Origin of the sequence: Flavobacterium sp., from assembly GCF_004295795.1 — a bacterium.
GTDB lineage: Bacteria > Bacteroidota > Bacteroidia > Flavobacteriales > Flavobacteriaceae > Flavobacterium.
In genome coordinates this window covers 168,990-185,250 of sequence record NZ_SEBR01000001.1, presented here as the reverse complement: position 1 = coordinate 185,250, position 16,261 = coordinate 168,990, and the positions used below count along the sequence as shown (strand labels likewise).

10 protein-coding genes are annotated in these 16,261 nt (G+C 47.1%); 7 read left to right on the top strand and 3 right to left on the bottom strand.

Annotated elements, in window-relative coordinates:
* Positions 1-67: 67 nt before the first annotated feature.
* From EOO49_RS00750 to EOO49_RS00730, 5 genes are all read left to right on the top strand, one after another.
* Positions 68-568, top strand: coding sequence for an RDD family protein (locus EOO49_RS00750; protein ID WP_290841963.1), 501 nt, complete (start codon positions 68-70; stop codon positions 566-568).
* 7 nt (positions 569-575) lie between these two features.
* The gene (locus EOO49_RS00745) at positions 576-1,070 is read left to right on the top strand and encodes an RDD family protein (protein WP_290841962.1); all 495 of its coding nucleotides are present in this window, start codon (positions 576-578) and stop codon (positions 1,068-1,070) included.
* Position 1,071: 1 nt separating this feature from the next.
* On the top strand, positions 1,072-1,299 hold the full coding sequence (locus tag EOO49_RS00740) for a hypothetical protein (protein WP_290841961.1): 228 nt from the start codon (positions 1,072-1,074) through the stop codon (positions 1,297-1,299).
* Positions 1,300-1,346: 47 nt separating this feature from the next.
* Positions 1,347-2,681, top strand: a complete 1,335-nt coding sequence (gene dgt / locus EOO49_RS00735; protein WP_290842047.1) for a dGTP triphosphohydrolase — start codon at positions 1,347-1,349, stop codon at positions 2,679-2,681.
* Between the two features lie 95 nt (positions 2,682-2,776).
* Positions 2,777-5,371, top strand: a complete 2,595-nt coding sequence (locus EOO49_RS00730; RefSeq protein ID WP_290841960.1) for a T9SS-dependent M36 family metallopeptidase — start codon at positions 2,777-2,779, stop codon at positions 5,369-5,371.
* A 257-nt stretch (positions 5,372-5,628) separates the two neighbouring features.
* Here EOO49_RS00730 and EOO49_RS00725 read toward each other — a convergent pair whose 3' ends face one another.
* The 3 genes from EOO49_RS00725 to EOO49_RS00715 are packed head-to-tail and all read right to left on the bottom strand — an operon-like array spanning position 5,629 to position 8,992.
* Positions 5,629-6,576, bottom strand: coding sequence for a DUF3078 domain-containing protein (locus EOO49_RS00725; protein ID WP_290841959.1), 948 nt, complete (start codon positions 6,574-6,576; stop codon positions 5,629-5,631).
* Between the two features lie 38 nt (positions 6,577-6,614).
* Entirely contained in the window at positions 6,615-8,381 is a 1,767-nt protein-coding gene (locus tag EOO49_RS00720; protein ID WP_290841958.1) for a 1-deoxy-D-xylulose-5-phosphate synthase, read from the bottom strand.
* 29 nt (positions 8,382-8,410) lie between these two features.
* On the bottom strand, positions 8,411-8,992 hold the full coding sequence (locus EOO49_RS00715; protein ID WP_290841957.1) for a hypothetical protein: 582 nt from the start codon (positions 8,990-8,992) through the stop codon (positions 8,411-8,413).
* Positions 8,993-9,740: 748 nt separating this feature from the next.
* On the opposite strand from EOO49_RS00715, the gene EOO49_RS00710 reads away from it, so the two are divergent.
* A complete protein-coding gene (locus EOO49_RS00710; protein ID WP_290841956.1) occupies positions 9,741-10,184 on the top strand; it encodes a nucleoside deaminase in 444 nt (147 codons plus the stop codon).
* 132 nt (positions 10,185-10,316) lie between these two features.
* Positions 10,317-15,869 (top strand): MG2 domain-containing protein, encoded by a 5,553-nt coding sequence (locus EOO49_RS00705; RefSeq protein ID WP_290841955.1) that lies wholly within the window; start codon positions 10,317-10,319, stop codon positions 15,867-15,869.
* Positions 15,870-16,261: the final 392 nt, after the last annotated feature.

Here is a 16,261-nt window from a genome sequence, read left to right as displayed (position 1 = left end):
ATAATCTGTAAAAGGGAAGTTTCGGCTTCCTTTTTATGTTTTATATTGTGGGTAAAATCCAACCGATATGCGATACGCTTTAACGCCGATAGATTTACACAACGATATCTTGGCTTCTTCCGGAATTCGGTTCGCCAATTATCTGCTTGACAGGATTGTCGATTATCTCATAGGAACAACGGTTCTTGGCCTTTTGACCTATTTCGTCGATATGGCCGACGAGACTTATTACGACCAACCTTATACCATGATCATCCGGAATTTCCTTATCGGATTGGTTTTCACGATGGCTTATTATTTTATCATGGAAACAACTTTGGGAAGAACGATCGGAAAATTCGCGACTTCAACAGTGGTCGTCACGGACGAAGGTCTCAAGCCCACAACGCGCCACATCGCAATAAGGACTTTGTGCAGATTGATTCCTTTCGACGCTTTCAGTTTTCTGGGTTCGGGCGTGGGTTGGCACGATACGATCTCAAACACAAGAGTCGTGAAAATATCGGCTTATGAGTTTCAGGTCGTTCAGGAATCGGAATTAGAAGAAATAGGACAAAACATCGAATAATAACACCATGAAACCATTTGAAATCACACCGGAAATGGAAGCCTCGAAAGGCATACGTTTCACCCATCTGATCGTAGATTACCTCGCTTTTTTAGCTATCATCTTTGTTTTGATGATAGTTGGAATGGTCATTGCCTTGCTACTCGGAAACCAAAGTTTTGGAGTTTGGCTGACCAGCGAACCTTTATCGCTCAACCTAATCAGTATTTTCCTCTACCTTTTCTATTACTTCGCCTTCGAAGCCTTTACCGGACGCACTTTGGCGAAATTCATTACCGGGACGATCGTCGTGACCGAATTCGGCGAAAAACCAGATGCAAAAACGGCGCTCATCAGAACCGCCTGCCGACTTATTCCGTTCGAATATTTCAGTTTCTTTGGAGATCGTGGCTGGCACGACAGCATCTCCAAAACTTACGTAGTCAAAAAACACATTTACATCATGCGCAAGAACGAAGTCGTCGAGCTGGACGAAATCGGAAGCGACAGCCAAATCATCTAAAATGACAAAAGAGAAAAAAGGTGTTTTCACCGGAAAAATAGAAAAAGACGAAAACGGGAATTACTTCTGTGGAAAATATCTGCTCGATTACCAATACACCGAATCGGGCGATTTCAAGGTGGGAGACGAAGTCAATCTCAAGACCGTGATCGCGAACCCGAGCAACGCCTCGAACGAGAAATATCCAATGAAATCGCGAAACTTCTTTTTGGCCAACGACAAGAAGTGATTTTAACAACGAACGTTGAATACCGAATAACGAACATTGAACCGATGATGCACTGGGAACAACTGCTTTCCCTCAAAAAGCAAGGAGACAAGAACAAGCGTTTACGCAAGGAAGAAGCCGATACTAGATTGGGTTTTGAAGTCGATTACGACCGCATCATCTTTTCGTCGGCGTTCAGGAGTTTGCAGGATAAAACCCAAGTGATTCCGTTGTCGAAGACAGATTTCGTGCACACGCGACTCACGCATTCCCTTGAGGTTTCGGTCGTCGGACGCTCGCTTGGACGTTTGGCCGGAAAACAGATCATCGAAAAATACCCGCAGCTGAGTGAAGCCCACGGATTCCACATGAACGACTTTGGCGCGATCGTTGCCGCGGCCGCTTTGGCGCACGACATCGGGAATCCGCCGTTTGGGCATTCGGGTGAGAAAGCTATCGGAGAATATTTCAAAAGCGGAAAAGGTGCACAATTCCAACAGCATTTGTCCGAAAAGGAATGGCAAGACCTGATCGATTTCGAGGGAAATGCCAACGGATTTTCGGTTCTCGCCGGATCGCGTCCGGGAAACGAAGGCGGACTCAGAATTTCCTATGCGACTTTGGGTGCGTTCATGAAATATCCGAAAGAAAGCCTTCCGAAGAAACCGACGGCAAACATTTCCGATAAAAAATACGGCTTTTTCCAGGCTGACAAATCGTTCTTCAAGGACGTAGCATCTGACCTTGGACTGATTCCGAACAAATCCGGAAACGACATCGGCTACGAAAGGCATCCGCTTGCGTTTTTGGTCGAAGCCGCCGACGACATCTGTTACACGATAATCGATTTCGAAGACGGAATAAACCTCGGGCTGATTTCAGAAGACTACGCCTTGGAATACCTGATAAAACTGGTTCAGGACAGCATCAACCTCAACAAATACAACGAACAGCAAACCAAGGAAGATCGCTTGAGTTACTTGCGGGCGCTTGCTATCGGAAGTTTGATCAACGACGCCGTAAGAATCTTCATGGAAAACGAAGATTTGATTTTGGCAGGAAAATTCCACTTTGCGCTAATGGACAAAAGCAAGTACAAGGCGCAAATGGACGACATTATCAAATTGTCGGTCAAAAATATCTACCAAAGCCGCGAAGTCATTGAGAAAGAACTCACCGGCTATCAAGTCATCAACAATCTTTTAGACCGATTCATCACCGCTTACAACAACAAATTTGACGGAAAGGCGACCAATTACGACAATTTGCTACTCAAAGTTTTACCCGAAAAACACGCGGTAGAAAAAGAGACACTTTACGAACGCTTGCTGCACATTTGTCATTTCGTGTCTATGTTGACCGATGGAAAAGCGCTCATCTACAATCGAATAGTTACGTCGTAAAATTGTTAATTCCTTAGGTTTTTTTCAACCGAATTGCAATTGTGGTTATAAAAAGGTTAAGTTTGCGAAAACTGTACTAAACCCAACTTGAATCGATGAAAAAAATTACTTCCGCACTGTTTTTTCTCGTCCCGTTGCTAGGCATTTCGCAAAGCGCCGAACAGAGAATCCAGACTTACCTCGATGCCAACAAATCAAAGCTTGGTTTGAGCCAGGCCGACGTTTCCGATTGGTTCGTCGAAAGCACGCTCAACTCTGAAAGCACCAAAATCGACAACTATTTTATCAAACAACGCGTCAACGGAACCGAGGTTTTTCGCGCCGTGTCGAACGTTTGGATCAAAAACGGGCAAGTTGTCAACATAGGCGACCAATTCGTTCCGAACGCTTCTTTGAAAACGAATGCTTCCAATCCGCAACTTTCTGTTTTGCAAGCACTTGGGCAGGCAATTGGAGCTTTGCATCTGGAAAATCAGAATTTTTCGATTTCCGAAACGATTTCCAACAAAAACTACGTGATTTCCAACGGAAGCCTCGATCCTATCCACGCCGAACTCGTCTACCAGCAAATGCAGGACGGAAACTTGCGCCTGGCTTGGGATTTCGAGATTGACGTGCCAAAGCACCTTCACCTTTGGAGCGTGAGAATCGACGCGATCTCGGGAGAACTTCTCGAGCAGAACGACCGAGTGATTTCGTGTTCTTTCGAGTCGAAGGAAGCCCACGCGGCCCACACCTCGAAACCGGAGTACGCTTTTGCAAAAGACATCTACAAACCGGAATCGTTCATGGAAACCATGGCGGGTACTTACCGCGTCGTGCCTTTCAACATCGAAAGTCCCGCACACGGACCGCGCCAGTTGATTTCGAATCCCGAAGATTTGACCGCATCGCCTTGGGGCTGGCACGACACGAATGGCGCAACGGGCGCAGAATTCACTTACACGAGAGGAAACAACGTCTTTGCGTGCGAAGATCGCGACGGCAACAACGGAACGGGATATTATCCAACCGGAGGTGCATCGCTATTGTTTGATTTTCCTTACGGAGGAACGAACGTAGCAGCCAGCACTTACCTCGACGCTGCAATCACGAATTTGTTCTACATGAACAATGCCATGCACGACGTTTGGTATCGATACGGATTCAACGAAGCGAACGGAAACTTCCAGCAAAACAACTACGGACGCGGCGGTGTCGTTACTTTTCAAGGTGACGCAGTCCAAGCCGATGCGCAAGACGGTGCGGCGCTTACTACTCCAAACTTGAACAACGCGAACTTTTCTTCGCCTCAGGACGGTGTTCGTCCGCGTATGCAGATGTATTTGTGGAACGTGACACCATCGCCATTCACGATCAATTCGCCTGCATCAATCGCCGGATCTATCGCCATGGTCGATAACAGCTTCAACCCTGGACACGTCAACGTTCCTGTTACGCCAAATATCATCCAATCCGATTTAGTGCTTTTCAACGACGGTTCGCCTGATACTTCAGATGCTTGTTCAGCGCCGATAAACGCTGCCGCAATCGCCGGACACATAACTGTGGTAAGAAGAGGAACTTGTACGTTCGTCGAAAAAGTGCTTTTCGCCCAAAATGCGGGAGCGACGGCGGTAATCGTCGTGAACAACGAGCCTGGCTATATCGGTATGGCCGGAGCCGATGCAAGCATAACTATTCCTGCTGTAGCGATCAGTCAGGAAGACGGTGAGGCAATCATCGCACAAATGGCAAATGGACCTGTAGCAGCGCAATTGCAAAGCTCAGGTTTCGTAAATGCCGACGGTGACCTCGACAACTGCATCGTAGCACACGAATACGGACACGGAATTTCAGGGCGTCTTACAGGCGGTCCAACAAACGCCGGATGTCTCGACAACGCAGAACAAGCCGGAGAAGGCTGGTCTGACTGGTTCGCTTTGATGATGCAACTAAAAGTTGGAGACGTAGGAACGACGCCACATGGAATTGCCGCATTCTCATCGAGCCAACCGTTGAACGGAGGCGGAATCAGAACGTATCCGTACTCGACTGACATGAGCGTCAATCCGCTTACATTTATCAACACAAATACGACGATCACTCACGACAGAGGCGAATTCATGGCAGCCGTACTTTGGGACTTGACGTGGGCTTACATCGACAAATACGGTCACGACGCGAACGTTTTCTCAGGAACAGGCGGAAACAACAAAGTCATGAGATTAGTGATCGACGCCTTGAAACTTCAGCCTTGTAGTCCGACGTTCGTAGAATATCGCGACGCGTTGATCGCTGCCGACAATGCAACGACTGGCGGAAACGACTATTGCACGATCTGGAATGTGTTCGCAAGACGCGGATTGGGTGTAAACGCATCGTCTGGCGGACGCAACAGCGCAACAGACCAAGTGCAGGATTTCAGCAAACCGGCGGCTTGCCAACTTGGAGCTACAGAGTTCAACGAAGACATGTTCCGCGTTTACCCGAACCCGTCAAAAGGAACGGTTAATGTGAGAATCGGAAATTACACAGGAAAACTTGGCGTACGAGTTGTCGACATCAACGGACGCGTGGTTTTCCAGAATCCGAACATCGATTTCAACGTAGAGACGACCTTGAACCTGCACAACCTGCAAACGGGAATGTATGTGTTGAAAGTGAACGGCGAAAGCTTCACGTTCTCGAAGAAACTCATCCTGAACTAAACAAGTTCAACCCTAAAAACGAAAAAGCCCGATCATTGCGATTGGGCTTTTTTTTATCCGATTTGTATCCGACAGCGTTGAATCATCTTTTTATCCGATGGACTTCAGCATAAATCACCTAGCACTATATTATCCGAAATGCCTCGGATAAAACCGAAATCCAATTCCGCCAACACAGCTTCACATCGGCTTAACCGCCTAACAAAAAAAACCCGATCAAAACGACCGGGTTTTCTATTTTTTCGGATAAAATCAAATCATTTGAAATTGTAAACGACTCCAATCCCAAGAATCTGCTTGAGCTGCACTTTTGGCCCGACAGTGATTTGCTCGCCGCCGCGTTCCTCTTTCGCCTTAATATCGTCGTCGTAAATGATATTCGTTCCTATGCTCGCTTTCACGTATTCGTTCACGACGAAATCCATCTGCATTTGCCAATCGATATCGACGTTTCCGAATTTGTTCAGGTAATCTGTGTACAAACTCAATCTGTCCTCGAGCGTAATGTTTTTCCAGAGTTCGTGTTTGTGATGCCCGGTGACCAAAATACCGAGTTCGGTGCGCGACTGGCTTCCTCTTTTGAGAATCTCGCCCGTGACCGGATCGTAGACCGCTTTCGTGACACCAAACGCACCTTGATTGGCCAATCGCTGATCCAGAACCAAAGTATTTTTCAACGTTAATGGCGACAGGTAGAAATTCACTTTTTTGGGTTTGTTCGAATATTCGGCACCGACACCGAGAAAAGTATAAGCCGGAGCAAACGGACGCGAAATAGGCAAAGTCGTGTTCGGATAGTTATAACCGCTCGTGAATTGCGTGTTGAAGTTGAGTTTGGCCGAATAATACCAATGCGAGATCGTATCGGTTCTGTAACCGAACGTCGAATTGAATTGGAGCGCGTCGTCGGTTTTTCGCCATTCGATGCCGTCCTGTTTGTTCATTCCGTAGCGCAAGATGAGTTCGCTGCTCCACTTTAGCTGCTCTTTTTCGTATTTGCGGAAGAAAATGCCCTTCGCCAAACCCGAAACCGAGCTCACACCGCCGGCATTCCAGTTCACGAACGCGATCTCACTCAAATCGAAACTCAACGTGTTCTTGCTTTCCCAATGCGAAGTCGAATCGATTTCGATTGGCTTGATGTCCTGCGAATAGCCGACGCCGCCGATAAAAAGCAGCAAGCCGAACGTTCGGAGTAATTTCATTGTACGTCGTTTTTTTGAAGTTGCAAAAGTCCGCAATTTCAGTAGTTTCCGAAAATTATTTCGAGGTTTTTAACGTCCAAACCGACAATTTGTTGCAAATGTGCGACCGATCCGTGCTCGATGAATGCATCTGGAAGTCCGAGAAACTTGATTGGGAGTGAATAATCGTGTACCGATGCAAATTCCGCGACAGCGCTGCCGAATCCGCCGGAAATCACGCCTTCTTCAATCGTCACAATGGCTTCGTGCGACGCAAAAATCTCGTGAAGCGCCGTTTCGTCCAAAGGTTTTACGAACGAAAAATCGTAATGCGAAAATTTCGATGCGTCGGATAGATTGTCCAAGGCCGAGATAGCGTTTTGTCCGATAAATCCATTCGACAAAACCGCGACAGATTTTCCTTTCCGAAGCAGTTTGGCCTTTCCGATCTCGATTTTTTTAAACGGATTCTCCCAATTCACGACGACGCCGCGACCTCTCGGATAGCGAATCGCAACCGGATGATCCAAACCGAGCGAACTCGTGTAAAGCATATTCCGAAGTTCGACTTCATCCAAGGGCGAATACAAGATCAAATTCGGAATGCAGCGCAAAAACGCGATGTCGAAAACACCGTGGTGTGTCGCTCCATCTTCACCGACCAATCCGGCGCGGTCTAGACAGAAAATCACCGGCAAATCCTGCAAAGCCACGTCGTGTATGACCTGATCGTAGGCGCGTTGCAGAAAAGTCGAGTAAATATTGCAGAAAACCGTCATGCCTTGTGTTGCCATTCCGGCGGCCAAAGTCACCGCGTGTTGCTCGGCAATCCCAACGTCGATCGCTCTTTCGGGCATTTCGTCCATCATGAATTTCAGCGAACTTCCGGTTGGCATTGCTGGTGTTATTCCGATGATCTTTGGATTCTGTTGCGCCAATTCGAGGATTGTCTTTCCAAAAACATCCTGGAACTTCGGAGGCAGATTTTCCTCAGATTTGGCAATGATTTCGCCAGTCGTCTTGTCAAATTTGCCAGGCGCGTGATATTTCACCTGATGTTCTTCGGCCAACGCCATTCCCTTCCCTTTAGTTGTGATGATGTGCAGGAATTTCGGCCCTTTTTTATTTTTCAGACGTTTCAATTCAGACAACAAAGCAGGCAAATCATGGCCGTCAATCGGACCCGAATAATCGAAGTTAAGCGATTTGATCATGTTGTTCGCCTTTGGATTCCGACCCAGTTTGACAGCTGTCAGATAGTCCTTGAGCGCGCCTACACTAGGATCGATCCCGATCGCATTGTCGTTCAGGATTACCAGCAGATTCGCATCTGTAACGCCGGCGTGATTCAGGCCTTCGAAAGCCATTCCCGACGCGATCGAAGCATCTCCGATAACGGCAATGTGTTGTTTTTCGAGATTCCCCTGAAGTTTGGAGGCGATCGCCATACCCAAAGCGGCCGAAATCGAGGTCGAGGAATGTCCGGTTCCGAATGTGTCGTATTCGCTTTCGCTGCGCTTCGGAAATCCCGAAATTCCGTCGTATTGACGATTTGTGTGGAAAATATCTTTTCGCCCGGTGAGGATTTTGTGTCCGTAAGCCTGATGTCCGACATCCCAAATAAGCAAATCATTCGGCGTGTCGAAAATGTAATGCAAGGCAATCGTAAGTTCGATAACGCCCAGGCTCGCACCCAAATGTCCTTCTTTTTTCGAGACCACGTCGATTATAAAATCGCGCAGTTCGATTGCCAAAGCCGGAAGTTGTTCAGGCGAAAGTTTCCGCAAATCGGCTGGAAATTGGATGTTTGACAAAAGTGAGCCCATAACGTGGCCAAAGGTACGACTTTGGAAACTTATTCGCTTGGACGCGCGAGCGTATCGACAGCAAAGATATCCGCGGAAGAAACCGGAATTTGCGAAGTGTCACGCAAAGTTACTTCTTGCTCGAAAAATGGAGAATTCTTTATTTGATGTAAAAACGATGGCGTCGTAATGTTGTCGTGGATGTCTTCCCGAGGCAATTCCCTGTCAAAGCTCACCGCGCCCATAACGATCCATTGGTCGGATTCGCGCTCTACAACTTCTACCGAATCGATGCTTTGGACATTTCCTTCGTCGTCCGAACAACTAAAAAGCATAGCGCCCATCGTGGTGAAAAGAACAAGCAAAAACGCACGCTGAAACGGCATTTTTGTGTAAAAAACACTTTCCGGAATCTCGACTCTCAAGCCATCAATTTGACTTTTTTTGAAACGTCCGCAAACTTCTCCGTTCGATTTGTTGAGTAATTCGAGAATTTCCTTTTCCGATTTTTGGGCAAAGTCTATCACATTTTTGGCGCAGCTCGCGCAAAACTTTCCGCTTGGAGAAGCAGACATCGCATCCCAGTTTTCGTGACAAGGTTTTGGAATCGAAAGATTTTGGCGCTTTTGCATATTTTGAATGAGTTAGGTAAAATGCCAACGCAGAATTGGTTGAAATTCGTATCTATGATTCTCAGTCAATCTTTTTGCGTTATCCTACCCTTTCGACTTATTCTTTTTTGATAATTGGAGAGTGTTAATGAGTTTATGGCGGGGAAATTGCCATTTTTCTGGGCGATCTGTAAGACCTAACAGACTTACAAGTCTGTTAGGTCTTACAAAGTTCGGATTTCGCACCCGCAACTCATTACAGATTTTCTGTAAAAATTGTTAAATGAAGGTGTAAAAAAGGTCAATCCCAAAATTGCGGATTTAACCTGATTTCGCCATCCGAACAGATCCTGCGAAAAAGCACTCAACGAATCGGGAATCGATATCAGACCTAAAATTAATTGCGAGGATTTCAAAATGGCCAGCGGCTTTCTTTCTGGAGTTGCGGTTTTCGCAATGGCGGTTTTCGCGCATCTTGCAAGACCTAACAGATTTAAAAATCTGTTAGGTCTTGCAAAGTTCGAATTTGCCAAGCTCATTCCATTACAGATTTTCTGTAAAAATTGTTAAATCTGAGAAAGTAAAAAATCTGGAATAAGAATTTCACGCCATTTCAAATCCGCAAGGCGAAACATTCCAATCCCTAACCTAAAAATCTCTAAAAGCGTGAAACAAAATTGACCCAAGGGCTCGAATCCCTTTTTTTCCGCAACAAAAAGTCAGAGCTAAATCTGACAGAATCTCATCAACCAAATCGTATTTTTGCAAAATGGAAAACATCTTCACCGACGACTACTACATGAAAAAAGCCTACCAAGAAGCTGAACTCGCTTTTGAAAAAGGCGAAATTCCAGTCGGTGCGGTAATTGTAGTGAACGATCGAGTAATCGCGCGAACCCACAATCTCACTGAACTACTGAACGATGTGACCGCTCACGCCGAAATGCAGGCGATAACGTCCGCTGCAAACTTCTTGGGCGGAAAATACCTCAAAGACTGCACGCTATACGTCACTTTGGAACCTTGCCAAATGTGCGCAGGCGCGTTGTATTGGAGCCAAATAACAAAAATCGTATTTGGTGCGCGAGACGACCAACGCGGATTTATGACAATGGGCACGAAACTACATCCGAAAACCCAAGTAGTACAAGGCGTAATGGCAAACGAATGTGCCGATCTGATGCTGAGATTCTTCCGCGAACGCCGTAAATGAAGGCCGTTATAAAAATTCCGAAAACGTTGGAAAAAATATCCGTACTTTAAGATAATAAAACGGATTGCTTTTGTGTTATGCCGATAGTTGCCTAAACCAATAAAATACAACAACCTAACTCCTCAAAACACCATGAAAGCCGGAAAATTCCTCGGTTTCCTGTGCGCGCTCCTCGTCGCGTGCTCCTGCTCCAAAAAATCTGCCGAAGATTTCAACTCCAATCCAGAACTTTTCAAGGAATTCGTCTCGGGTTATACCTCGGGAATCGTATCCGTGAGCTCTGACGTTCGCGTCCAACTCGCCTTCTCCAAAAAAGAATGGACTGCGGGCGATGAACTCGATACAGATTTGTTCGACATTTCCCCATCGGTTTCGGGAAAAGTCACCGCACTTTCGCCCAACACGATTGCTTTCGTTCCGAAGGAAAAACTTGATCCGAACACGGTCTATCACATCAAATTCAAGCTTGGCGAGATTATCAAAACACCCAAAGAACAGTCGGAATTCAAGTTCACGGTCAAGACGATCAAGCAGGATTTTGTGGTCAACGCCGATGATTTGCAGTCGTATTCGAAAGACTTCCAGTACTTGAATGCAACCTTGAAATCTGCCGACGGTTTGGCTTTCGCCGATGCACAAAAGCTCGTGACCGCACGTCAGAACGGAAAACCTCTCAAGGTGAAATTCGACAAAAACAAAAGCACTTCAACCGAATTCAAGTTCGTGGTCGACAGCATCGCGCGTCCGGAAGACGACGGTCAAATCGAGATTTCGTGGGACGGAGACGCGCTTGACATCGAAAGAAAAGGCACGCTGACTTATCCGATTTCTGGCAAGAACAATTTCAAGGTGCTCACGATTGAGGTCGGAGATGAAAACAACCAATCGCTCAACATCAATTTTTCCGATCCTTTGGACAAAGACCAGGATTTTGCGGGCTTGGTTTCCATCCAAAACACGCAAAATATCAGGTTTACGACCCAAGGAAACGTTCTGAAAGTGTTCTTCGAAAATGTGCAAACCGCTGCTCCGGCGAATGAATACGATTACGGCTCGACGCCACAGTCTGACAGTCTTGAGAAACTCGTCGAGGTTTTTGAAGGCATCCGCAACAGCGACGGCATGAAAATGAAGAAAAGTTATTCTCAAAAATTGCTTTTCGATCAGATAAAACCCGCGGTGAGACTCGTGAAAAGCGGCACATTGCTTCCGAGTTCGACGAATCTGAAATTGAATTTCGAGGCTGCGAGCCTGAAACAGGTCGACGTCAAAATCTACAAAATTTACAAAAATAACATCATGCAATTTCTTCAGGACAACAAGCTCAACGGCTCGAGAAACCTGAAACAAGTTGCCCAACCAATCGCCAAAAAGACGATTACGCTCAAGCAAAATACGATCCTGAATTACCATAAATGGAATTCTTACGCACTCGATCTGTCGAAAATCATCAGTGTCGAACCGGGCGCAATCTATCGCGTGGAATTCAGTTTTAAAAAGAAATATTCGCTTTACAAATGCGCCGGACTTTTTACGGATGAAAATTCGGAAGAGGACGAAGAAAACGAGGATGACGTGAATTACAGCGGAAACTCGTACGACGACTACTATTATGAGGAAGATTACGATTGGCAATCAGATGCCGATGCTTGTTCCGACTATTATTACTACCGAAGCAGAACGGCCACGAATTTGCTGGCTTCAGACATCGGAGTCATCGCAAAACGCGGCCTCGACAAATCGTACGTGCTTGCGGTAAACAATATTTTGACGACCGAACCAATCATGGGCGCAAAAGTCGATCTGTATAATTACCAACAGCAAAAAATTGCATCCGGAGCGACCGGAACCGACGGAACCGTCACGTTCAAACCCAACAAATTCGCCTATTTCGCGATCGTTTCAAAAGAAAATCAGACGACTTACCTCAAGCTCGACGACGAATTGTCGCTTTCCGTGAGCAACTTTGACGTTTCGGGCGAGACGTTGCAAAAAGGCCTCAAAGGTTTCATTTACGGAGAACGCGGCGTTTGGCGTCCGGGTGACAATATTTATCTGTCGTTTATCTTGAATGACAACGCCAACAAATTGCCCGAAAACCATCCGGTGAAAATCAAGGTTACCGATGCTCGCGGGAAAGTCACCTTCCAAAGTGTGCAATCGGTCAACCATCTGAATCACTACAAATTCATCGTTCCGACGGCTGTGGACGCGCCAACCGGAAGTTGGGAAGCGATCGTTTCAGTCGGAGGCGCGAAATTCTACAAAAATCTCAAGGTCGAAACCATCAAGCCAAACCGACTCAAGATCAAGAACAGTTTCAACGGCACTTTCCTGTCGGCTTCGCGCGAAAACACCAACACGATCCAGGCGACCTGGCTTCACGGCGCGATCGCGAAAGATCTCAAAACCGAAGTCCAGATGAAGATTTCCCAACAACCGACGTCTTTCAAAGATTTCGACAAATACGATTTTGACGATCCGACGCGGCATTTTTACGACGAGGAAATCAATTTGTTCTCCGGAAAAGTCGACGAAAACGGAAATGCGACTTACAAGATCAATCCGAATTTGAGCTATCAGGCACCGGGAATGTTGCGCGCGGCATTCATCACAAAAGTCTACGAAGCCGGTGGCGACGTGAGCACAGATGTAAGTGCCGTCGATTATTCGCCTTATCAGAATTACGTCGGAATCGCCACGCCGGAAGGCAATCGCTACGGAATGCTCGAAACCGGAAAGCCGAATCGCTTCGACCTGGTTTCGGTAAACGAAAACGGAAAACCTTCGTCGAATACCACTTTGGACGTAAAAGTCTACAGACTCGAATCGCGTTGGTGGTGGGACGCATCTTCGGACAACCTTTCGCGCTATAGTTCGGGAACGTCCGTCACGCCTTACAAAGAGTTCAAAGTCGCGACAAATTCTACGGGAAAAGCAAGTATCAATCTCAACGTCGCCCAAGACGATTGGGGTCGCTACCTGATTCGGGTTTCTGATGTTTATGGCGGACATTCGGCAGCGCAAACCGTGTTCATCGATTGGCCGTCGTGGTCAGGAAGAACACGCCAAATGGACGGAAATGCCGCGTCGATCCTAATGTTTTCCACCGACAAAAAGAAATATGCCGTAGGAGAAAAAGCCAAGATTTTCTTTCCGTCGAGCGAAGGCGGACGCGCTTTGATCTCAATAGAAAACGGAACGAAAGTACTTAAAACGATGTGGGCGAAAACCCAAAAAGGCGAAACACAGGTCGAATTGCCGATAGAATCCGTAATGGCGCCAAACGTCTACGTGAACATCACGCTTTTGCAACCGCACGCCAATACGAAAAACGATTCGCCTATTCGACTTTACGGAGTCGTTCCGATAGAAGTTGTCGACAAAAACACGATTCTCGAGCCACAACTCGTCATGCCGTCAGAACTCAAACCGGCGCAAACTACAACTTTGCAAGTCAGCGAGAAAAACGGACGCGCCATGTCTTACACGATCGCGGTCGTAGACGAAGGTTTGCTCGATCTGACGCGTTTCAAAACACCGAACGCCTGGGATTCATTCTACGTAAAAGAAGCTTTGGGTGTAAGAACTTGGGACATTTACGACGACGTGATTGGCGCTTACGGCGGAAAGATCAACCAGGTTTTCGGGATTGGTGGCGATGCGGCGCTCGGAGGCGGAAAAGCCAAAAAGGCGAACAGGTTCAAGCCGGTCGTCATGTATCTCGGACCGTTCAAACTCGAGTCGGGCGAGACCAAATCGCACAAGATCACATTGCCGCGCTACATCGGTTCGGTTCGGACGATGGTTGTGGCGGCGAATGCCAATACGAACGCTTACGGATCGGTCGAAAAGACGACTCCGGTTCGCAGTCCTTTAATGGTTTTGGCCTCGCTTCCGCGCAAGATCACGCCAGCTGAAAAAGTGACGCTTCCCGTGACGATTTTCTCGATGAAGGAAAATATCAAGAACGTAAAAGTCCAGATCAAGACAAGCAACAACATCAGAGTCGTCGGAAATGCCGCGCAAACCGTGACTTTTGAACGTCCAGATGAAAAAATGGCGTATTTCTCGTTGGCCGTCAACAGCGCGACGGGCATCGGAAAAGTCGAAGTGATCGCGACATCGGGCAACGAAAAATCGACGTATGAGGTCGAGATCGATGTGATGAATCCGAATCCTGTCACGAACACTTATTCCGATATCATTCTGGAGCCGAACAGCACGAAAACCATCGCCTGGAACAGCTTTGGCGAACGTTCGAGCATCAAGGCCGCGCTAGAAGTTTCCTCGGTTCCGACCATCGATTTGAACCGACGTCTGAAATACCTGATCGATTACCCTCACGGATGCGTCGAACAGACAACTTCGGCCGTTTTCCCTCAACTTTATCTGGCCGACATCATGGATATTGAGACGAGTCGGAAACAAAGCATCCAACGAAATGTACAGGCCGGAATTCAACGTCTGAACACTTTCCAACTCGCTTCTGGCGGAATCGTCTATTGGCCGGGAATGACTTATGCCGACGATTGGGGAACGTCTTACGCCGGACATTTTATGATCGAAGCCGAGAAAAAAGGCTATGTTTTACCTGTCGGATTCAAGCAAAAATGGTTGTCGTATCAGCAACGGACAGCCAAAAACTGGCGTTTCGAGCCGCAATACGGAAACGATCTTGCACAAGCTTATCGCCTTTACACATTGGCTTTGGCCGGTTCATCCGATTTGGCGTCGATGAACAGATTGCGTGAAACCGCCGGAATTTCGAACGAAAGCAAACTCAGACTCGCCTCGGCATACGCGATCGCGAAACAAAACGCCGCGGGATTGGCCTTGCTCGCCAAATCGAAAGTGGATGAATTCGACGAGCGTTACTATTTCTATTCCTACGGATCGGCCGACAGAAACCGCGCGATGGCATTGGAAACTTTGGTTTTGCTCGGACAGAAGAAACTTGCGTTCACGACCGCGAACAAACTCGCAAAAGACATGTCGTCCAGCCAATGGATGAGCACGCAAACGACCGCCTACGCCTTGTATGCGATGAGTCAGTTCGCGGCTTCAAACGGCGGCGGCGGACTCGAGGTCGCTTATTCGGAAAACGGGAAAGAGGTTTCGGTGAAAACGGCAAAATCGTTCGCCGGACGCAATTTGGTTGCCAAACCTGGCAAGAATTCGGTCACGCTCAAAAATCTGAAAAACAATACGGTTTATGTTCGGGTTTTGAACAGCGGGATTTTACCTGTAGGACAGGAATTGGCAGAACAACGCAATCTCAAGGTCACGACCATTTTCAAAGATCGGAAAGGAAATATCGTGAACGTCGCCAAAATAAAGCAAGGCACGGAATTCATCGCCGAGATTTGGGTCACGAACCTCAAAAACGAATACGTGAGCAATCTGGCGCTGACGCAGATCTTGCCGTCGGGATTTGAGATTGTGAACACGCGCTACACCGATTATGGCGACGCGACGCAAAACACCGCCGACTACATCGACATTCGCGACGATCGGGCCAACTATTATTTCGGCATCCGCGCAGGCGAAAGCAAGAAGTTCAGCATGCTCGTGAACGCTTCTTATTTGGGCACTTACTATTTGCCCGGATTGCAATGTGAGGCGATGTACGACAACGATTTTCTGGCTCGCAACAAAGGAATGTGGGTAGAAGTCGTGCGTTGATTAAAGACGAATTTTGAAACGATACTCATTGCATTACTGCATATTTAGGCAAATGCATCGAGTCCGGAAATTCCAGGCAACGGCAACAAAATCGATTGGTATTTTATGTCCGATGCGGAATTTTCGGCAAAATTCGACGCAAAATAACACAAAAATCGGGGTCTACGCGGACTTGACAGGCCAAGCGAATTTCTCGATTATCTTCGAATAAGTCTAAAAGACAGCCTGCAAATCGCCAAAGAAGATTGGCATTTGGTTCTGATCGGGGAAGCCAAAGACGAAAACGGCCAATGGAAACCGATTGAATATTGGACTTTTCCGTGGTGCGGAAACAGCTATTTTCTCTCGCCGACACTGGCATCGAAAGCCATTCGGAAAACCGATCCGAAAAG